The sequence below is a fragment of the Nesterenkonia pannonica genome (assembly GCF_019575955.1).
Taxonomy (GTDB): Bacteria; Actinomycetota; Actinomycetes; order Actinomycetales; family Micrococcaceae; genus Nesterenkonia; species Nesterenkonia pannonica.
Genome location: NZ_CP080575.1, coordinates 41,091 through 59,355, shown reverse-complemented (window position 1 = coordinate 59,355; position 18,265 = coordinate 41,091). Strand labels below are relative to the sequence as shown.

Sequence of the window (18,265 nt, the reverse complement as noted above, 5' to 3'; positions counted from 1 at the left end):
ACGCGCCCTCCGGCGGGCATCGCGTGCTCTCACCGGCGCGGACGGTACCTGTTGTACAGGGCCGCGAGGGCTCAGCGGCGTAGTCCCACTCGCCGAGGGTCTGCATCAGCTCTGCCCCCTGCTTCGTCTTGAACTGCGTGATTCCGGTAGTCGCAGCGGCCGGGTCCAAGGACGGGCTCACGCCTCCGAGATTGAACCAGCGCGAGCCGTTGGCCAGCAGGTGCTCGATCTGCTGCATCTTCAGGCAGAGGGAGCTTCGAGCTTCCTCCGGCTCTCCGAGGAGCCTGCATACAGGGCGTGGCCGCTCTCGCCCTGGCCCACGTAGAGGCTCGTCGCAAGCTTCTCCCCTCGAACTCTGCGAGGAAGATCTTCGTCTCAGCAATGCCTGAGCTGGCCAGCGCATCCATGAGGGTCCGCACGCCCTCCTTGCTGCGAGGAGTGAATCCGTGACGCTGCGCGGTCTGGTGGTGCAGGGCGTAGAAGTCCTCCAGAGCCTCCGGCCCGTGGAGATTGACCTCGACGCCGCTTCGAGCGGACTTTCGCATGGACTTGCGTGCACTCGAGCTCATTCCTGAGAGCACCCCGTCCAGGTCCCGGGATCGGCCGTCCTCGTCAGCCAGCGGAATGCGCGCCTGGAACTGAGGCCAGCCTGCCTCCAGGCTCATGCTGATCGGCAGGTCCTTCCATCCCAGGTCGAGCAGGTCGGCCTGAAGCGCCAGGGCCTGGTCATCGACATAGTCGGGCTCGATGTCCGGGATGGTGGAGGCGCTCCCGTCGGCCAGAGCCTGGCGAATGGTGGCCGCAGTCCACCGGCGGGCAACGGTGGGCATACCCATACGGATCAGAAAGGCTCCGCTGTCCTTCAGATGCTGCACGAGGGCGGGAGCGCCTCCGCGTAGGAGCATCGGGAGGTGTCCAGGACAGGCCCCTCAGGGATGTACGCAAAATGCTTGCGTCCCAGCACAGGCACCCGCTCGGGGAGCGGCACCCGTTTGCCGAGCACCAGGACCGCGCCCACGAGCTCTTCGCCTCGGCGGATTCCGAGGGCTTGGGAGCGCCACGAGCTGACCTGCGACCAGTGCGGATTCTGCAGGAAGCTCGCCTCCGGCCTGTTAAGCCAGAAAGTCAAGGTGCTCCTGGGCAGAGAGGGGCGTACTGTCACAGCTGTCATCGCGCCAACAATACCGGCAGGACGGCGTCCTTCCAGGTGCCCCCTCCCTTGCACTCGCCGGGGGTGAGTGCTAAAATTGTGTTAGCACTCTCAGAGTGAGACTGCTAAAAGCTGAACCTGACAGGTGAAGGCCATTCCATGCTCCCGGTGACGCGGGAGCGGGCCGTCCGTCGCGGGCATCTGACAGGGTTCCCCCAATATCGTCAGATCAAAAGGTCCAGGAAGGACAGTGCACATATGGCCAAGACCATTGCATTCGACGAAGAGGCCCGACGCGGTCTCGAGCGAGGCTTGAACGCGCTCGCCGACGCCGTCAAGGTCACCTTGGGCCCCGCGGCCGCAACGTGGTGCTCGAGAAGTCCTGGGGCGCCCCCACCATCACCAACGACGGCGTCTCCATTGCCAAGGAGATCGAGCTCGAGGACCCCTACGAGAAGATCGGGGCCGAGCTGGTCAAGGAGGTCGCCAAGAAGACCGACGACGTCGTAAGCGACGGCACCACCACTGCCACTGTGCTCGCACAGGCTCTGGTGAAGGAAGGCCTGCGCAACGTCGCAGCCGGAGCTGACCCGGTCGGACTCAAGCGCGGCATCGACAAGGCCGTGGAGGCAGTCACAGCAGAGCTTTTCAAGGCCGCCAAGGAGATCGAGACCACCGAGCAGATCGCTGCGACGGCCTCCATCTCCGCTGCTGACAAGCAGATCGGCGACCTCATCGCCCAGTCGATCGAGAAGGTCGGCAAGGAAGGCGTCATCACGGTCGAGGAGTCCAACACCTTCGGCCTGGAGCTCGAGCTCACAGAGGGCATGCGCTTCGACAAGGGCTACCTCTCCGGCTACTTCGTCACCGACGCAGAGCGTCAGGAAGCAGTCCTCGAGGACCCCTACATCCTCATTGCGAACTCCAAGATCTCGTCCGTGAAGGACGTCATCGGAGTCCTCGAGCAGGTCATGCAGTCCGGCAAGCCGCTGCTGGTCATCGCAGAGGACGTTGAGGGTGAGGCCCTGGCCGCACTGGTGGTCAACAAGCTCAAGGGCACGTTCAAGTCCGTGGCTGTCAAGGCTCCCGGCTTCGGCGACCGCCGCAAGGCCATGCTGGCTGACATCGCGGTCCTCACCGGCGGCCAGGTCATCGCCGAAGAGGTCGGCCTGAAGCTGGAGAACACCACCCTCGACCTGCTCGGCACCGCCCGGAAGGTGGTCGTGACCAAGGACGAGACCACCATCGTCGAGGGTGCAGGCGATGCGGACGAGATCGCTGGCCGCGTCAACCAGATCAAGGCCGAAATCTCCAACTCGGATTCCGACTATGACCGCGAGAAGCTCCAGGAGCGCCTGGCCAAGCTCGCCGCGGTGTGGCCGTGATCAAAGTTAGCGCCGCCACCGAGGTGGAGCTCAAGGAGCGCAAGCACCGCATCGAGGATGCTGTCCGGAACGCGAAGGCAGCCGTGGACGAGGGAATCGTCGTAGGCGGCGGCGTGGCTCTCATCCAGGTAGGCGCACGAGCCTTCGCGAGCCTGAAGCTCGAGGGCGACGAGGCTACGGGTGCGAACATCGTGAAGTTCGCGGTCGAAGCCCCGCTGAAGCAGATCGCCGTCAACGCAGGCCTCGAGGTAGGCGTTGTGGCGGAAGAAGGTCAAGGGCCTGGCCGACGGAGTGGGCCTCAACGCCGCTACAGGCGAGTACGAGGACCTCCTGGAGTAGGCGTGAACGACCCGGTGAAGGTGACGCGCTCTGCGCTGCAGAACGCTGCCTCCATCGCTTCGCTGTTCCTCACCACTGAGGCAGTGGTGGCTGACATTCCGGAGAAGCACCCAGCCGGAGGCGGAGCCGAAGGCATGGACCCGATGGGCGGCATGGGCGGAATGATGTGATCTCCGCATAATCCGCTCAATGCGACGAAGGGGCCCCGCAGACTGCGCGTCTGCGGGGCCCCTTCGTCGTTGGTCTGCGCGGTCTCAGCTCAGCGGCCGAAGATGCGGGTGTTCGCGGACTCCGTCTCCTCGTAGTGGCTGGACGCCGAGGCCATGGCCTGCCTGACGCTGGCCAGGGACTGCTCCACCTGCGCCTGCGTGGAGCGCCACTGTGTGAGCACGTCCTGGAAGGCGACGGCTGCTGATCCCTTCCACGTCTCCTGCAGCTGCCTGAGCTGGCCCTCCATCATATTGACGTCGGACTGAATGCGGCCCAGCGTCGCCTCGACGTTCTGGCTCTTGGCCAGCAGGTCTGATGTGTCGATCTGAAAAACTGCCATGATCGGTTCCCTTCCGTGCGTCCCTCGAAGGCTTTTCCTTCTGCGCCGACGCTATGGAGGCGCAAGTGGTGCGCCGAGGCTCTCGGCCTCAGCTGTGGGGAAGGTGGGGCGTCGGCAGGAGTCTGCGCGCCTGTGCAAGAGGGAGCCTGTGCTGCGGGATCAGTCGCTGCGGTGCTGGAGAGCGGCCTCACGCAGGTGCTCAATGTCTCCTGTGTCGAAGGTCTGGTCCTCCTCCAGGGCATCAGCATCGTCATCGGAGCCGTCGTCGTCAGGAGCTTCGGCCTTGGGCAGCCGAAGCGTCATCGTTGCGCCTCCGACCTCCGTCTCGGAGTGGCGGACGCTTCCATCGTGCTGGGCCGCGATGGCGGCGCAGATTGCCAGACCGAGGCCCGTGCCCCGGTCTCGCGCTGTCGCGAAATGTCGGCGCGGTAGAAGCGCTGGAAGATCTTCTCCGCGTCCTCATGGCTGATGCCCTCACCGTGATCGCGAACCTGGATGACGGATTCGGGCCGTCCCTCGATCAGACTCTCTGTGCCGACCGCCAATTCGATCGGTGGTAAGCAGGTGTGTAGCGCAGGGCGTTCTGCACCAGGTTGGTAACGACCTGTCGAATGCGCCCCTCATCGCCGATGACGGGGTAAGCCGAGCTGGTCCATCGTCGAGGCCGATGACCCGCACCTCACGATCCGGAGCGTTGACGCTCATGTCCATCATGGCCTCATGCGCCACGATGTTGAGGTCCAGGGGCATCGGCTTCATGGGGCGCTGCTCGTCCAGCCTGGCGAGCGTGAGCAGGTCCTCCACCAGGTCGCCGAGCCGCGTGGCCTCCGATTCGATTCTGCCCATGGCGGCATGCACAGCCTCGTCGTTCCCTTCCATCCCGCCTTGACGGTACAGCTCGGAGAACCCTCGGATGGTGACCAACGGGGTCCGCAGCTCGTGCGAGGCGTCCTGGATGAAGCGCCGCATCTTCTCCTCGGACGCCACGCGAGCGTCGAAGGCCTGCTCGATGTGCTCCAGCATCACGTTCAGCGAGGCAGCCAGCCGCCCCACCTCGGTCTCCCGCGGAGCAGTGGTCTGCACACGCTGTGAAAAGTCTCCCGCGGCGATGGCCCCCGCGGTCCGCTCCACGCGGAGCAGAGGCCGGAATGCTCGGGTGACGAGCGAGTAGGCGATGATTGAGGCGCCGAGGGTGGCGAGCAGCCCGATGGTGGCCACGAGGAACGTGGCGCGCTCCACCGATGTCTCCACCGAACGCAGAGGCAGGGCGATGACCAGAGAGCCTTCTCCGCTGCTCAGCGGATGAACCTGAACCCTCCACCCGCGGCTGTTCTCCAGCGTGCCCGGCACGTCGAAGGACTCGCCCATGAGGTCTTCGGCCTCGTCAATGGTGGGGCGGGGCAGGGCCGGGTGATCCTGGTTCTCGGACGGCCAGTGTGTGCGCAGGACCGGGTCGCCCTCGGTGTCGACGATCCAGCCGTGGAACCGGACGATGCTGCCGTGGTCCACCTCCGGCTGGCCGGGGTCCACCTGCTGATGCAGGTACCCGGAGACCAGTTCGGCGTTGGCGGTCAGGTCCTCATCCATATTGCGCAGCAGCTCCTGGCGGAACAGGGACGCTGAGACGAACGTCGTGACCACCAGGGTGAGCAGCAGAAGTGCCGTAGTGATGGTGACCAGCTGTGTGCGCAGCGAGGAGCTGCGCCACGTGCTCGAGAGCTTCTGGGCGGCACGGCGGGGCATGGATTCAGTGTATCCCCGGCGGCAGTTCAGAGTCCCTCAGCGTGCGTTAGGGTGCTGTGCGCGCACACGATGTCGGAGGAGAGGCTTTTCGAATGAGAGGCACCATAGTGGGCTGGGCTGCGTTCGTCGCAGCAGTGGTGGTGCTGGTTCCGGCGATCGTCATCGGCGGCAGCGCGCTGCTGGTGGATCAGCTCCAGCAGAGGGACTCCGCTGGGGAGTCTGATGAGCCCTATGCGCAGGCCGCGCCTGATAGTCCCACTGACCCTGCTCCCCACGCGGAGCGCGCTGAGGACGAGGATCAGGGTGCAGGAGGAGCTGAGGATGCGGAGGGCCCGGCGGCGAGTGCCGCCAGAGCGTCCAGGTGCTCTCTGCGGCATCAGACGCGGAGCTGGATCAGGCGCTGGCCGAAGCCGTTGAGGGCGTCCGGGCCGCTACAGCGTCAGCGTCGCCGAGCTGTCGGGCGAGGGACGTCGCGCAGAGCACAGCGCAGAGGATCCGGTGGATCCTGCGAGCACCTACAAGCTCTATGTCGCGTACAGCGCTCTGAAGCAGGTGGAAGAGGATGAGCTGCAGTGGGAGCAGAGCATCGTGGACGGACGAGATCTCGACCAGTGCTTCTACGACATGCTGGCCGTCTCGGACAACGCGTGCGCTGAGGCGCTCCTCAACGACGTGGTCGGGCGGGAGCAGATCGTCGCGGATCTCCCAGAGGTCGGCGCTCTCAGCACCAGCTTCGAGATCGGCGATGTCCGCACCACCGCCTCAGATCTCACCGGCATGCTCGCCCGGTGGGAGGCGGGCGAGCTGCCGGTGCAGCAGCAGGACGGGGATGCCCTCATGGGCGCCATGGCGGAGAACATCCACCGGGATGGGATCCCAGCGGGCGTCTCCGGGGACGTCAGCGACAAGGTGGGATTCCGCGGCCCCTATCTCCACGATGCGGCCATCGTCCACGACGATGCGGGAGTCTGGGTCCTCACGATCCTCACCGAGGGGTCGAGCTGGGATGAGATCGCTGAGATCTCCGGGGAGGTCGAAGCGGCCCTGGACCGCTGAGCGGTCAGGCCTCGACAGGGTCCTTCTCGCCCTCGTCGAGGCGCTCTTCCCAGGAACCCACTCCGGCGCCAGCAGGGCGTCCTTCCCGGGCAGCATGCCGACCTCGCAGACGGTCACCTTGCGGGAGCGGGGGCGCGCGCGAGCGTCGCGAACCACTCCCAGCCTCCGTAGCCGGGGCGGCTGGCGGCGAACCGGTGGGTCACCAGGCGCAGGTCGTCCGCAGCGGCGGAGAGGTGCTCTCCGACTTCGCCGGACTCTGCGATCTCTTCCACAGCGTCGCGTGCTGCGGCGACGGCGGCCGCCAGCGGCTGATCAGGGGTAGCCATGGGGATCTCCTCAGACGTCGAAATCGTCGGCAACGCGGCGCAGCAGAGCAGCTATCTGCCGCGAGCGCTCGGGCTTGGGGTAGTGCCCCTTGCGAAGCTGACCCGTGGTGTTGTCCAGCATCGTCACGAGGTCCTGCACCAGCTCGCCCATCTCCTCAGCGGGCTTGCGCGAAGCCTTCGCCACGGAGGGAGCTTCGCTGAGCAGGCGTACCGAGAGGGCCTGCTTGCCCCTTCGGCCGTCGGCGACGCCGTACTCCAGACGAGTGCCGGACTTGACCGCGGCGCCGTCGGGCAGGGCTGAAGAGTGCAGGTACGCCTCTTCACCGTGCTCGTCGGTGACGAAGCCGAAGCCCTTCTCAGCGTCGAACCACTTTACTTTTCCAGTAGGCACTGCGGATAACCTCCTTCTGACAGAAGCTACAAGAGTAACGCCGATACAATGAGGTTCATGCCTGACGTCCCCGCAGCCCTGCCCGCGCCGGGCCTCTCTCCCAGGGCATACTGATTCTCGGCGTCGCAGTCACCGCTGTCTCATTCGTCGCTCTGCTCCTGGTGCTGGTGCTCTACTTCGCCGACACCGTCCCTCATGCCTCCCTGTATTGGCTCTCCTGTGGGGGCTTCCCATCGGATTTGTGCTGATGCTCAGCTACGTGCTCCTTGCCCTGCGGCGCCGCCAGCATGCGCGACGGCTGCGCGTGCCGGGCGATCGTCGCTGAGCTGAGCCGCTGACCCGAGTGAGGCAGTGCTCACTGCCCGGCCAGGAGACGTTCAGCAGACTTTCAGAAATCGGGTGTTCACTGGCGCCGTGACTGAGAAAAGAGCGAAGGCAAGCTGCTCGTCGTGGACGACGAGCCGAACATTCGTGAGCTGCTCGCCACCTCGCTGCGGTTCGCGGGCTTTGAGGTCGCTGCCGCCGCCAACGGGCGTGAGGCGTTGGACACGGTGGAGGAGTTCTCCCCGGACCTCGCCGTCCTGGACGTGATGCTGCCGGATATGGACGGATTCACCGTGACTCGTCGGCTGCGATCTGTAAGCAAGCTCTTCCCTGTCGTGTTCCTGACCGCCCGGGACGACACCGATGACAAGATCACCGGGCTGACCGTCGGCGGGGACGACTACGTGACCAAACCGTTCTCGCTGGACGAAGTGGTCGCGAGGATCAAGGCAGTGCTGCGCAGGACGGCCCCGATGACGGCGAGGACGCGATTCTTGCGATCGACAACCTGGAGCTCGACGACGACGCGCACGAGGTGCGGCGCGAAGGGAGATCATCGAGCTGTCTCCTACGGAGTTCAAGCTTCTGCGCTACCTGATGATGAACCCCAACAGGGTGCTCTCCAAGCAGCAGATCCTGGACCACGTGTGGGAGTACAACTTCAACGGCGACGCATCGATCGTCGAGTCCTACATCTCTTACCTGCGTCGCAAGATCGACTCCGGAGCCGATGGGGCCCCGGCCATCCAGACCAAGCGCGGGGTGGGCTACGTGCTGCAGACCTGGGAGCGTCGGCAGAAGACGCAGGGCATCAGCTAGTACGGCTCTGCCGCAGGCGTGAGTGAGGGGCGGGGCTATCGGGCCCCCGCCCTCACTCATGCCGATGCCCGTTTCAGTGCTCCAGGAGGTAGTCCACGGCCCGGAGCAGCTGGCTCACATCCTCGGGATCGATGGCGGTGAACGTCGCGATGCGGAGCTGATTCCTGCCCAGCTTCCGGTACGGCTCGACGTCGACCACTCCGTGCGACCGGAGAGTCTTCGCCAGTGCTCCCGCATCCACGGACTCGTCGAAGTCGACGGTGCAGATGACATTCGACCGGTCCTCCGGGCGGGTGACGAACGGTGAGGCCAGCTGGTGCCTGTCCGCCCATTCGTACACGCGCCCGGCGGAGTCGGCCGTGCGGGCCGAGGCGAAGTCGAGGCCGCCGGAGGCATTCATCCACTCGATCTGGGCGTCCAGTGTGACCAGTGTGGCGAGCGCCGGAGTGTTGTACGTCTGATTCTTGCGCGAGTTCTCGACGGCAGTCTGCAGATTCAGGAACTCGGGGACCCAGCGCTCTCCGGTGAGACGTTCGGCGCGCTCCAGGGCCCGTGGGGACATGATCGCCAGCCAGAGGCCGCCGTCCGAGGCGAAGTTCTTCTGCGGAGCGAAGTAGTAGACGTCCGTTTCGCTGATGTCGACTGCCAGGCCTCCTGCTGCGGAGGTCGCGTCGATGATCACCAGCGCATCGTCGTCCGAGCCCGATACGCGGCTTACCGGGGCGGCCACGCCGGTGGACGTCTCGTTCTGCGGCCATGCATAGACGTCGACGCCCTGTTCGGCGCGGGGTGCTGGGCGCGTCCCCGCATCGGAGGTGATGATGCTGGAGGCTTCGAGGAACGGGGCGCTGTCCGTGGCCTTTGCGAACTTGGAGCCGAATTCGCCGAATGACAGGTGCTGAGCCTTGGACGAGACCAGGCAGAAGCTGGCAACGTCCCAGAACGCGGTCGACCCGCCGACGCCGAGGACCACCTCGTAGCCTGAGGGCAGACTGAAGAGGTTCCCCAGACCCTCCCGCACACTGCCGACGAGCGACTTCACCGGCGACTGGCGGTGGGAGGTGCCCAGGAGCCTCGGGCCTGCTTCGGCCAGTGCGTCGATCTGCTGGGCCCGGACCTTCGAAGGGCCTGCCCCGAAGCGTCCATCGGCGGGAAGAAGCTCAGGGGATGGTGATGTGCTCAGCGACCACTGGCGTGACTCCTTGCAGGTGAGATGATGTGTACGATGCCTTGCCCAGCCTAGTTGTCATGGGAGCACCGGTTGACCGATCTGATCGACACCACAGAGATGTACCTCCGCACCATCCTCGATCTTGAGGAGGAGGGCATCGTGCCTCTGCGCGCCCGCATCGCTGAGCGCCTCGAGCATTCGGGCCCGACGGTGTCGCAGACCGTCGCCCGCATGGAGCGGGATGGCCTGCTGCAGCTCACGGAGGCGCGCCAGCTTGAGCTGACGGACAAGGGCAGAGATCTCGCCGTGCAGGTCATGCGCAAACACAGGCTGGCCGAGCGGCTGCTGTCAGACGTCATCGGACTTGACTGGCCCTACATCCACGAAGAGGCCTGCCGCTGGGAGCACGTCATGAGCGAGCGTGTGGAGCGCTACTCGTCGAGATTCTCGAAGACCCTGTGGAGTCTCCCTACGGCAACCCGATTCCGGGTCTGGAGAAGCTCAGGTGGATCGAGCCGCGCACCCTGCGTCGCTCGCCCGTACGACGCTGCGCCGAGCTGCCGAAATGGTGACCGGCCAGGGGAGCCATTGGAGGGTTCAGCGCCTTGCCGAGTCCATCCAGGTGGAGCCTGAAGTCCTCGAGCAGCTGCTGGATGTCGGCCTTCGTCCCGGCGTCGATGTGACAGTCACGGGCATCAATGACGCCTATGTTCTCCTTGCGGTGCTGGACGAGGTCGAAGGCGAGTTTGATGTGGAGCTTCCCCTTGAAGTGGCTCAGCACATCTTCGTCAACGAACGCTCTCTCTAGGCACTTCGCCGCTTTCGACGAGTGACGGCGATGGGTCGCCTCTGACCTGGGCGGACAGCGGGTCCTTCACCCCGTGACCATTCTGTGACAAACTGTCGAGCGTTCGTTGCGCTGTCGCGACTTTCTGCTCCCCATAGTCAGGCGCTGGGCGTGCTGTCGTGGCCGATCCGCTCACAAATGAAGCCATTTTGTGACCTTAGCGTGACATCGAGACCAAACTGTTATAAAGTCGTCATCGAACTTGGGCGAACGTCCAAACCGCCTGGTTCGGCCGGGAGCAGCTGAACTCCTGAGCTGGACTTGGGCGCACGCATCCACCGCATTCCGGGAAGAGGTTTCTACCGTGACTGACAAAACTGAACTGGCTTCACGCCGCACTCGTCGTCAGACCCGTGGTCTGGCCGGTGCCGTCTCTGCCCATGCTGGACGTTCGGCAGCAGCAACGCTCGCCGCATCCGGTCTGATCATCAGCTCCGGCATCGCCGCAAATGCATCTGAGTCGAAGGCTGACGAGGGCCGTGAGGCTACTACCGTCGAGATCTCCACCACTGACCTGAACGTCGAGCGCGCATCGACATCAGCGCCTGTGAGCGTCAGTGCATCGCAGGGTGCCGAGCTGGCATTCGAGCGTCCCTCCGTCACGTCTGAGCCAGCCGCTGAGCCCGAGCCTGCACCAGAGCCCGAGCCAGCTCCCGAGTCGGAGCCTGAGCCGGAGCCAGCTCCCAGTAAGCACCAGAGCCCGAGCCGCAGCCTGAGCCGGAGCCAGCTCCCAGTAAGCACCAGAGCCCGAGCCGCAGCCTGAGCCGGAGCCAGCTCCCGAGCGGCACCAGAGCCCGAGCCAGCACCAGAGGCCCAGGGTCAGTCGGGTCAGAGCTCCTCAGGTCAGGGCTCGGCTGACTCAAGCGGCGGCCAGGCTGAGCAGGGGCAGGCTTCGTCCAGCCCTCAGCCTGCTTCGAACGGCGACAGCTCATCCGGCGGATCCTCGAGCTCTGAGGCGCCATCCTCCGGCGGAGGCTCAAGCTCCATTGTCGCAGCGGCGCACGCAGCACTCGGCACCCCCTACAGCTGGGGCGGTTCGACAACCTCCGGCATGGACTGCTCAGGCTTCATCAACTGGGCCTACTCCCGGGCCGGTGTCAACGGCGTCCCGCGCACCACCCACGGCATGATGGCGTCCTTGAGCCGCGTCTCAAGCCCGCAGCCCGGCGACATCGTAATCGCCAACGGCCAGTCCCACGGCGGCATCTACATCGGCAACGGGCAGGTCATTTCCGCCACTGTGTCCAACGGTGTGAGCATTCACTCCCTCCACGCAGGGTGGCACAACCCGACCGCTTACCTGCGGGTCGGCTGACCACTTCGCAGCACGCTCCGAAAGGGGTGCAGTCCTACGGGACTGCACCCTTTCTGCGTCCCTGCACCCTCCGCCTTCCAGGCTGCATTCAGCCTGCATAAGGCCTGGTCAGCGCAGTTCGTGATGAAAATGTGACATCGAGACCTTTCTGTTATAAAGTTTCTCCCGTGCTGATCACAGAGACCACTCCGAAGAGCCGCCGCGAGCGCCGCGAAGCCGCTGGCAAGCAGGCCGCACAGGCCCGCGCCGCGAAGCTCACTGCCCGTACCGGTGGAGTTGCCGCACTGGCACTCACCGCCCCGGCCTCCTGGCCGCAGCCCCGCAGTCGCAGACGCCGCCGAGGCGTCAGACAGCAGCAGGGCCTCCCAGGAGATCGGCCTGACTCTCGAAGGTGCCGAGCGCGCCTCCCAGGTGGAGTCCCCGAAACCGCAACAGTGTCTGCGGAAGCGACTGCAGAGCTCGCCTTCGAGCGGGCAGCTGTGACCGCCGAGCGCGCTGCTCCAGTCGAACCGGCAGCTGAGCCCGAGCCCGCAACGGAAGAGGCCCAGCAAGCTCCTGCAGAGTCCGCACAGACCGGTGAGTCCACGCAGACCGGTGGGACCCAGTCCTACGACCAGGGCACCGCAGACCAGGGCACGGGCGCTGGCCAGCAGCAGGCCACCGGCGAGTCGATGGCAGCATCGACTCAGCCCGCTGCACCCGCTCAGCCCGCCGCGAGCGGCGGCGGCATCGTCTCCTCCGCATACGCAGCGATCGGCACCCCTACGTGTGGGCCGGATCCAGCCTTTCCGGCATGGACTGCTCCGGGTTCGTCAACTGGGCATACGCCCGTGCTGGCGGCCCCAGCCTTCCCCGCACCACCGGTGGAATGCTGGCCTCCCTCCCTCGGGTCTCAAGCCCCAGCCGGGAGACATTGTGATCTCCAACGGCGGCGGCCACGCCGAGATCTACATCGGCAACGGCCAGTCCATCTCCGCCACAACAAACGGCGGCGGTGTGCACCAGCACAGCACCGGCTACTCCGGTGTTGTCGCTTACCTGCGTCCGGGCGGCTGATCTGAGCCAATACTCAGCGTGATCACAAGGGGTGCAGTCCTACGGGGCTGCACCCCTTACGCGTTCCCCGCCCCACCAGGGCACCGGCAGCAGATGGCATATAGTAAATATCGGACAGATTCGCAGCGTACGCGATTCCCTCGCGCGGAACGTACGCACGGGAGGCTGATCGGATGGGCACGCTGGTGCTCAACGCGGGCTACGAGCCGCTGAGCGTTGTCTCGTGCCATCGCGCCGCCCTCTTGGTGATGCGAGGAAAGGCGAGCGTCCTCGCCGAGGACTCCACCCCATCAGCTCCCCGTCCGCGCTCATTCCCGGCCCACTGTCATCCTCCTCACCCGCTACGTGCGCGTCGTGAGGCGAGGATCCTCGTACCCCTCACGCCGAGGGGTTCTCCGACGCGATCACCGCACGTGCGCCTACTGCGGCAGCGCCGCAGCCACCGTCGACCATGTGATCCCCGTGCACGTGGAGGCAGCTCCTCATGGGAGAACCTGGTCGCCTGCTGCGGTCCCTGCAACATCCGAAAAGGCGACAAGACCCTCGAGCAGCTCGGCTGGACGCTCAGGGTGACGCCTCGGCAGCCCGCTCACCAGGTCTGGCTCCCTCAGGAGCTCGACGCCCCGCAGCGGGCATGGATGCCGTTCCTCAACACCGCCGCCGCCTAGACGAGACCCCACGCCATGTCCCAACCCCACCGTGTCCCGACCGCCGCAGTCCTCCTTGCAGGCGGACAGGGCAGACGTCTGGGAGGTGAGGACAAGGCCTCCCTACTGCTTCGCGGACGCACTCTCCTGCAGCACTGGCTGACCGCGCTCCGCAGCGAAGGAATCCCGGAAATTGTCGTGGTGGGCCCCGACGAGCTGCGGCCGCTATGCGATGCCGAAGGTGACACCAAACTCGTGAGGGAGAACCCTCCCTTCGGAGGGCCTGCCGCCGCCGTCTACGCCGGGATGAAAGCCCTGGAGGCCATGCAGGGGCGCGTGCTGCTGCTCGCCGTGGATGTGGTGGAGTAAGCCCTGCTGCTGCGCTGGCTCATTGAGGAAGCCCGCTCCAGCCCGGCCGATGCTGTGGTGCCGATCGATGTGAACGGCCGGGAGCAGCACCTGAGCTGCGCGATCGCGATCCCGGCCCTGCGGGCCCAGCTGCTTCCCCTGAGCCCGCAGGATGTGAACGGCGGTCGTGTGCGGCAGCTGCTTGAGCAGATCCCACGAACCCAGCCGCCCATGCCTGAGCACATCGGCCACGACGTGGACAGCCCAGCCGACGCGGCCCGTCTAGGAGTTCACCTTCCTGAGCACAGCTGTGCCCCGGTCGCCGAAAGAGCGGACCGGGGCACGCAGAGCGTTCGGGCTCAGCTGACGAGGGTGTGCGTTCCCCTCAGGACGACGGCGGCCAGGCGCACCGCGGTCGCAGCCGCGCCTGCCTCGGCCTCATCGCCGTCCACCTCATCAGCGTCGGGCTGGATGAACAGCTGCGCAGCGTTGATGAAGGTGTACACCAAGCCGAAGAGCATCGGAATGGAGACGATGATCCACGCGACGGGAACCGGCACGATCGGGTTCCCCGCCTGTTTGACGTCGGAGCTCTTCTCCTCTGCCGCACTGTCGGCATCGGAGCCGTTCCCGTTCTCCTCATCGGAGGGCTCAGACTTCTCGTGCCACTTCTCATTGACGGGCCGTACGAGCAGGTTGGCAATGAAACCGACGGCGAGCAGGCCAGCCATGATGAACAGGGCCGGGCGGTAGTCCGCCGCCGTGAGATCCTCGCCCGGTGCGCCCTCAGCCGCATCCAGAGTGATGTTCACGATCGCCGGGCCCACGATGCCGGCGGCCGACCAGCAGGTCAGCAGGCGACCGTGGATGGCTCCCACCTGCAGTGTGCCGAACATGTCCCTGAGGTAGGCGGGGATGGTGGCGAACCCGCCGCCGTAGAAGGACAGGACGAGTCCGGTCAGGATCACGAAGGCGGCCATGCTGGTGTCGCCGAAGATGCCCAGGGCCACGTACAGGGCGGCGCCGAGGCCCAGATACAGCATGTAGATCGGCTTGCGGCCCACCTTGTCCGAGGTTGAGGCCCAGATGAACCGTCCCAGAGTGTTGGTCAGCGAGAGGTAGCCGACGAAGTTACCGCGGCCACGGCTGCGACTTCAGGCTGAGCGAAGGTCTCGCCGCCGGTCTCCTCGCGGAAGAAGTCCTGCACAAAGTTCGCGGCCTGCGGAAGCAGTCCGATGGATGCGGTGATGTTGACGAACAGCAGCACCCAGAGCAGCCAGAACTGGGGAGTCTTGATGGCGTTGTTCGCCGTCACGTTCCCCGCAGAGACCATCTTCGAGGTCTTCTTCTTCTCCGGGTCGAAGCCCTCCGGCTTCCAGTCGTCAGTAAGCACTCGCACGATCCAGGCGGCGAAGAGCATCATCAGTCCGTACGCGACGGCCATGGTCAGGTAGAGGAAGCCCACCGAGTCGCCTGGGTCGGCTCCGAGGTCGTCGAAGAGGCCCATCATGATGTTCGAGAAGGGTGCGGCGATCATTGCACCCACGCCGAAGCCCATGATAGCCATGCCGGTGCCCAAGCCGGGACGGTCCGGGAACCACTTCATCAGCGTGGAGACCGGCGCAATATAGCCGATGCCCAGGCCGATGCCGCCGAGCACTCCGTACCCGAGACCCACGAGCCACAGCTGCTGGGTGAACACGCCGACGGAGCCGACGATGAAGCCGGAGACCCAGCAGGCGGCCGAGGCGAGCATCGCCATCCGCGGGCCGCGAGAGTCGACCCACTTGCCGAACAGGGCCGCGGAAAGTCCCAGCAGAACGATCGACAGTGAGAAGGCGAAGAACGCCACTGCTGTCTGCGCTGCGTCCTCGCCTCCGAAGATGGGGCCCAGGACCTGGCCGAAGATGCCGACCAGCGGGTCATCGGAGAAGTGCTCTGCAAGGCGGGACTGGTACACCGAGGTGCCGTAGACCTGGCCGATGCACATATGGATGGCGAGGGCGGTTAGCGGAATCAGCCAGCGATTGAACCCCGGACCCGCAGTGATTTTGCGGTAGGAGTCTGCGCGCGTGTCGGCGCTTGGAGCCATGGGTGCAACTCTCCTCATATTAGTTACGTGCGGGAAGAACAGTCATTGAACGCTATCACCGGGTATTCAGCCCATTGTTCTACTGTCAGTAGAAAAGAGAGCACCAGCGTCTGCTGCGGCAGCCAGGCCTGTGAGACCCTTTAGAGCAGCTGTCCACGCATTCGAACGTCTCAAGCTCCAAGGAACCTGAAATGTCTGTGAACGAAAACTCCGAAAACGCCGAGAAGTCTGAGTCCCAAATCACCAAAGAATCGATTGAGCTCTGGATCGATGAGCTCAAGGAGCATCTGGAGATTCCAGAGACTGACATCGACATCAACCGGCTTCTCAAGCTCGCCGGAGTGGCTGCTCACACGGTGGTTCGGCCTGCCGCTCCGGTGAGCACATACGTCATCGGCTATGTGGTCGGTCTGGCGGAGGCTTCAGGACAGGCTACCTACGAGCAGGCGTTCAACGCTGCCTCGCGCGTCGCTGAAGGGCTCCTGGAGCAGCGCGGCCACGCCGAGGGCTGATCTGCGCGCATCATGCTGAGCCTTCACGAGGCACGACGCCTGGCGGCTGAAGCCGAGCCCATCGCGCCACGACGCGTGCCGCTTGCGGAGGCCGTGGGTCTGATCTGCGCCCAAGACGTCTTTGCCCGGCTGGATATCCCGCACGTCTCGACCTCAGCCATGGACGGCTGGGCGGTCAGCGTGCCGAAGGCTGCGGTGGGCTGGTCGGTGATTCCGCAGAGCGCGGAGGGGCCCGCAGACATTCTTCCCCGCTGAGGCCCGGTGAGGCGGCAGGAGTGGTGACCGGCTCTCCGATGCCGGAGGGTGCTCTCTCCGTGCTGCGTGAGGAGCACAGCGCCTATGACGAAGGCGCAAGCATCCTCACCGCGGAGGCGCACACCCCGGATCTCGATGCGGGCCGCAACATCCGGCCCCGCGGGTGGAGGCCGCGGAGGGGACCGGCTGCTCTCGGCCGGTTCGCGCATCACGCCCGCTCGCGCCGCGGCGGCGGCAGTCGCTAAACCACGACGAGCTGTTCGCCCATCCGAACCCTTCTGTTCGTCTCATCCTCACGGGTTCGGAGGTGATCACCTCCGGGATGCCCCAGCCGGGGCAGGTCCGGGACGTGTTCGGGGTAGCGCTGCCCGGCATGCTCGCCGCCTCGGGATCCAGCAGGTCGACTCCGTGCGGCTGAGGGACGACGTTGACGCTATGAGAGCAGAGCTCGGCAGCGGATCGGAGGACGTGCTCATCACCACCGGCGGGACCGCGCATTCGCGTGCTGACACTCTTCGCCCGGCGCTTGAGCAGCTGGGAGCCCGCATCGTCGTCGATTCCGTCGACATGCGACCCGGCCATCCTGCCCTTCTTGCCAGATTGGGGAGCGTTGGATTCTGGGACTGCCCGGCAACCCTCTGGTAGGCTTCGCCGCCCTCGCCGCACTGGGCGCCCCTCTGCTGGCGGCACTGGCCGGACGGGCGGAGCCCAGCATCGAACTCACCGCAGCGGAGCAGCTCACCGGTGCGCGCCGCGGCCTAAGAGTTCTGCCGGTGCGCAGGACCCCGACGGCATCCGCGCCGCCGGGCACAGCAAATCCCACATGATGCGCGGCCTGGCTGAGGCCGAGCTGTTCGCGCTCGTTCCGCCTGAGGGAGTGGATCCAGGAAGGTCGGCGGAATGTTTGCAGGTCCCCGGGGCGTTCACCCCTCTACGCCATATTCCTGAGGAGCAGTGATGGGCCGACTGATCCAGCGCAAACGCGTAACCCGCGTCATCCGCGCCCCCGAGGGCGAGGACACCGCCAGCCACCGCACCAAGCTCGACTCCCTCGCCGTCGAGGAGCCGCTTGAGCTGCGCGTGGGAGGCGAGTCGTTCTCGGTCACGATGCGCACCCCGGCAACGATTTTGAGCTCGCCATGGCTTCATGGTCTCTGAAGGACTGGTTGCTGCCGCTGAGCAGCTGCGAGGGCTGCGCTACTGCTCAGGAGAGGATGAGTTCGGGAATCAGACGTACAACGTCATCGATGTCGGACTCGATCATTTGGCCGCGCAGGCGGCTCTGTCCGGCAAGCGCAACGTCACCACCACCTCAGCCTGCGGAATCTGCGGGACGACGAGCATCGACGCGGTCGAGAAGACCCTTCCCGCCATAAGCACCTCCAGCGAGCTTCGCATATCGGCGGAGCAGCTGCTCGATCTTCCGGACGCCCTCCGCGATTCGCAGGCGCTCTTCTCCAAGACGGGCGGCGTTCATGCTGCGGGGCTCTTCAGCGCCGCCGGGGAGCTGCTGTGCCTGCGGGAGGACGTCGGGCGCCACAACGCAGTCGACAAAGTGGTCGGCTGGGGGCTCATGGAGGACAGGCTTCCGCTGCGAGGGACGGCTCTTCAGGTCTCCGGGCGTGCCAGCTTCGAGCTTGTGCAGAAGGCCGCACTGGTTTAAGCGTCGAGCTGCTGTCCGCAGTGGGGGCGCCGTCCTCTCTCGCGGTGGACCTGGCCGACCGCGCCGGGATCACGCTTGCAGGCTTCTCCCGAGGGAAGACCATCAACGTCTACACCCATCCGGAGCGGATCATGGACCTCGATGCTGAGGAGGAGGCGGAGCCGGACGCGCAGCCTCCGGTGCGGCAGGCGTCCGCCGCGGCTGCCGGGGACCCTGAACGCCGCGTGAATGCTCCCGTATGAGGCGCTCGATACGATGAAGTCCGATCAACCACGA

At 65.6% G+C, this 18,265-nt stretch carries 16 protein-coding genes and 7 pseudogenes; 15 read left to right on the top strand and 8 right to left on the bottom strand.

Going from position 1 to position 18,265, the window contains the following annotated elements; all coding sequences use genetic code 11:
• Positions 1–71 precede the first annotated feature (71 nt).
• Together K0H76_RS00420 and K0H76_RS00415 are read right to left on the bottom strand one after the other, a co-directional pair.
• Positions 72–875 (bottom strand): aminoacyltransferase, encoded by an 804-nt coding sequence (locus K0H76_RS00420; protein ID WP_258934046.1) that lies wholly within the window; start codon positions 873–875, stop codon positions 72–74.
• On the bottom strand, positions 863–1,129 hold the full coding sequence (locus K0H76_RS00415) for a hypothetical protein (RefSeq protein WP_258934045.1): 267 nt from the start codon (positions 1,127–1,129) through the stop codon (positions 863–865). The genes K0H76_RS00420 and K0H76_RS00415 overlap by 13 nt, the downstream gene beginning before the upstream one ends.
• Before the next feature lie 386 nt (positions 1,130–1,515).
• On the opposite strand from K0H76_RS00415, the gene groEL reads away from it, so the two are divergent.
• On the top strand, positions 1,516–2,535 hold the full coding sequence (gene groEL / locus K0H76_RS00410; RefSeq protein ID WP_258934044.1) for a chaperonin GroEL: 1,020 nt from the start codon (positions 1,516–1,518) through the stop codon (positions 2,533–2,535).
• Positions 2,532–3,044 carry a hypothetical protein gene (locus K0H76_RS00405; protein ID WP_258934043.1) on the top strand — a complete coding sequence of 171 codons (513 nt, stop codon included), beginning with the start codon at positions 2,532–2,534 and terminating at the stop codon, positions 3,042–3,044. Before groEL ends, K0H76_RS00405 begins: the two co-directional genes overlap by 4 nt.
• Before the next feature lie 89 nt (positions 3,045–3,133).
• On the opposite strand, the gene K0H76_RS00400 is transcribed toward K0H76_RS00405, so the two are convergent.
• Together K0H76_RS00400 and K0H76_RS00395 are read right to left on the bottom strand one after the other, a co-directional pair.
• Positions 3,134–3,424, bottom strand: coding sequence for a WXG100 family type VII secretion target (locus tag K0H76_RS00400; RefSeq protein ID WP_146340809.1), 291 nt, complete (start codon positions 3,422–3,424; stop codon positions 3,134–3,136).
• A gap of 159 nt (positions 3,425–3,583) precedes the next feature.
• Positions 3,584–5,167: pseudogene (locus tag K0H76_RS00395) on the bottom strand (HAMP domain-containing histidine kinase).
• 498 nt (positions 5,168–5,665) lie between these two features.
• On the opposite strand from K0H76_RS00395, the gene K0H76_RS00390 reads away from it, so the two are divergent.
• Positions 5,666–6,223 (top strand): class A beta-lactamase-related serine hydrolase, encoded by a 558-nt coding sequence (locus K0H76_RS00390; RefSeq protein WP_258934042.1) that lies wholly within the window; start codon positions 5,666–5,668, stop codon positions 6,221–6,223.
• A 108-nt stretch (positions 6,224–6,331) separates the two neighbouring features.
• On the opposite strand, the pseudogene K0H76_RS00385 reads toward K0H76_RS00390, so the two are convergent.
• A pseudogene (locus K0H76_RS00385) lies at positions 6,332–6,549 on the bottom strand (DUF3027 domain-containing protein); the annotation flags it as partial.
• A 10-nt stretch (positions 6,550–6,559) separates the two neighbouring features.
• Positions 6,560–6,940, bottom strand: a complete 381-nt coding sequence (locus K0H76_RS00380; protein ID WP_146340814.1) for a cold shock domain-containing protein — start codon at positions 6,938–6,940, stop codon at positions 6,560–6,562.
• A 440-nt stretch (positions 6,941–7,380) separates the two neighbouring features.
• On the opposite strand from K0H76_RS00380, the pseudogene K0H76_RS00375 reads away from it, so the two are divergent.
• Positions 7,381–8,083 (top strand): annotated as a pseudogene (locus K0H76_RS00375) (response regulator transcription factor).
• A gap of 73 nt (positions 8,084–8,156) precedes the next feature.
• Here K0H76_RS00375 and serC read toward each other — a convergent pair.
• Positions 8,157–9,266 (bottom strand): phosphoserine transaminase, encoded by a 1,110-nt coding sequence (serC, locus tag K0H76_RS00370; RefSeq protein ID WP_258935485.1) that lies wholly within the window; start codon positions 9,264–9,266, stop codon positions 8,157–8,159.
• Positions 9,267–9,344: 78 nt separating this feature from the next.
• Between serC and K0H76_RS00365 the strand changes: the two are divergent.
• The 6 genes and pseudogenes from K0H76_RS00365 (at position 9,345) to K0H76_RS00340 (ending at position 13,488) form a co-directional block, all read left to right on the top strand.
• A pseudogene (locus K0H76_RS00365) lies at positions 9,345–10,062 on the top strand (metal-dependent transcriptional regulator).
• A 343-nt stretch (positions 10,063–10,405) separates the two neighbouring features.
• Positions 10,406–10,864 (top strand): hypothetical protein, encoded by a 459-nt coding sequence (locus tag K0H76_RS00360; protein WP_258934041.1) that lies wholly within the window; start codon positions 10,406–10,408, stop codon positions 10,862–10,864.
• 288 nt (positions 10,865–11,152) lie between these two features.
• Positions 11,153–11,416, top strand: coding sequence for an NlpC/P60 family protein (locus tag K0H76_RS00355; protein WP_258934040.1), 264 nt, complete (start codon positions 11,153–11,155; stop codon positions 11,414–11,416).
• Positions 11,417–12,331: 915 nt separating this feature from the next.
• Positions 12,332–12,472: a hypothetical protein gene (locus tag K0H76_RS00350; RefSeq protein ID WP_258934039.1), complete on the top strand. Its 141-nt coding sequence runs from the start codon at positions 12,332–12,334 to the stop codon at positions 12,470–12,472.
• A 173-nt stretch (positions 12,473–12,645) separates the two neighbouring features.
• Positions 12,646–13,140 (top strand): annotated as a pseudogene (locus K0H76_RS00345) (HNH endonuclease).
• Between the two features lie 15 nt (positions 13,141–13,155).
• Positions 13,156–13,488 (top strand): NTP transferase domain-containing protein, encoded by a 333-nt coding sequence (locus tag K0H76_RS00340; RefSeq protein ID WP_258934038.1) that lies wholly within the window; start codon positions 13,156–13,158, stop codon positions 13,486–13,488.
• 452 nt (positions 13,489–13,940) lie between these two features.
• Here the strand turns inward: K0H76_RS00340 and K0H76_RS00335 are convergent.
• Positions 13,941–15,559: pseudogene (locus K0H76_RS00335) on the bottom strand (OFA family MFS transporter); the annotation flags it as partial.
• 191 nt (positions 15,560–15,750) lie between these two features.
• Between K0H76_RS00335 and K0H76_RS00330 the strand changes: the two are divergent.
• The 5 genes and pseudogenes from K0H76_RS00330 (at position 15,751) to fdhD (ending at position 18,231) form a co-directional block, all read left to right on the top strand.
• Complete coding sequence (locus K0H76_RS00330; RefSeq protein WP_258934037.1) at positions 15,751–16,071, top strand: DUF6457 domain-containing protein; 321 nt, start codon at positions 15,751–15,753, stop codon at positions 16,069–16,071.
• A gap of 12 nt (positions 16,072–16,083) precedes the next feature.
• Positions 16,084–16,326, top strand: a complete 243-nt coding sequence (locus tag K0H76_RS00325; protein WP_258934036.1) for a hypothetical protein — start codon at positions 16,084–16,086, stop codon at positions 16,324–16,326.
• Between the two features lie 20 nt (positions 16,327–16,346).
• Complete coding sequence (locus K0H76_RS00320) at positions 16,347–16,571, top strand: hypothetical protein (RefSeq protein WP_258934035.1); 225 nt, start codon at positions 16,347–16,349, stop codon at positions 16,569–16,571.
• A gap of 163 nt (positions 16,572–16,734) precedes the next feature.
• Positions 16,735–16,971 (top strand): molybdopterin-binding protein, encoded by a 237-nt coding sequence (locus K0H76_RS00315; RefSeq protein WP_258934034.1) that lies wholly within the window; start codon positions 16,735–16,737, stop codon positions 16,969–16,971.
• A gap of 312 nt (positions 16,972–17,283) precedes the next feature.
• A pseudogene (gene fdhD / locus K0H76_RS00310) lies at positions 17,284–18,231 on the top strand (formate dehydrogenase accessory sulfurtransferase FdhD).
• The last annotated feature ends 34 nt before the right edge of the window (positions 18,232–18,265 follow it).

Bases quoted from the DNA above. Each gene is read 5' to 3' on its own strand.
- K0H76_RS00355 (WP_258934040.1), top strand. From the start codon at position 11,153: ATGGACTGCTCAGGCTTCATCAACTGGGCCTACTCCCGGGCCGGTGTC.
- K0H76_RS00325 (WP_258934036.1), top strand. From the start codon at position 16,084: ATGCTGAGCCTTCACGAGGCACGACGCCTGGCGGCTGAAGCCGAGCCC.
- K0H76_RS00330 (WP_258934037.1), top strand. From the start codon at position 15,751: ATGTCTGTGAACGAAAACTCCGAAAACGCCGAGAAGTCTGAGTCCCAA.
- K0H76_RS00400 (WP_146340809.1), bottom strand. From the start codon at position 3,424: ATGGCAGTTTTTCAGATCGACACATCAGACCTGCTGGCCAAGAGCCAG.
- K0H76_RS00340 (WP_258934038.1), top strand. From the start codon at position 13,156: ATGTCCCAACCCCACCGTGTCCCGACCGCCGCAGTCCTCCTTGCAGGC.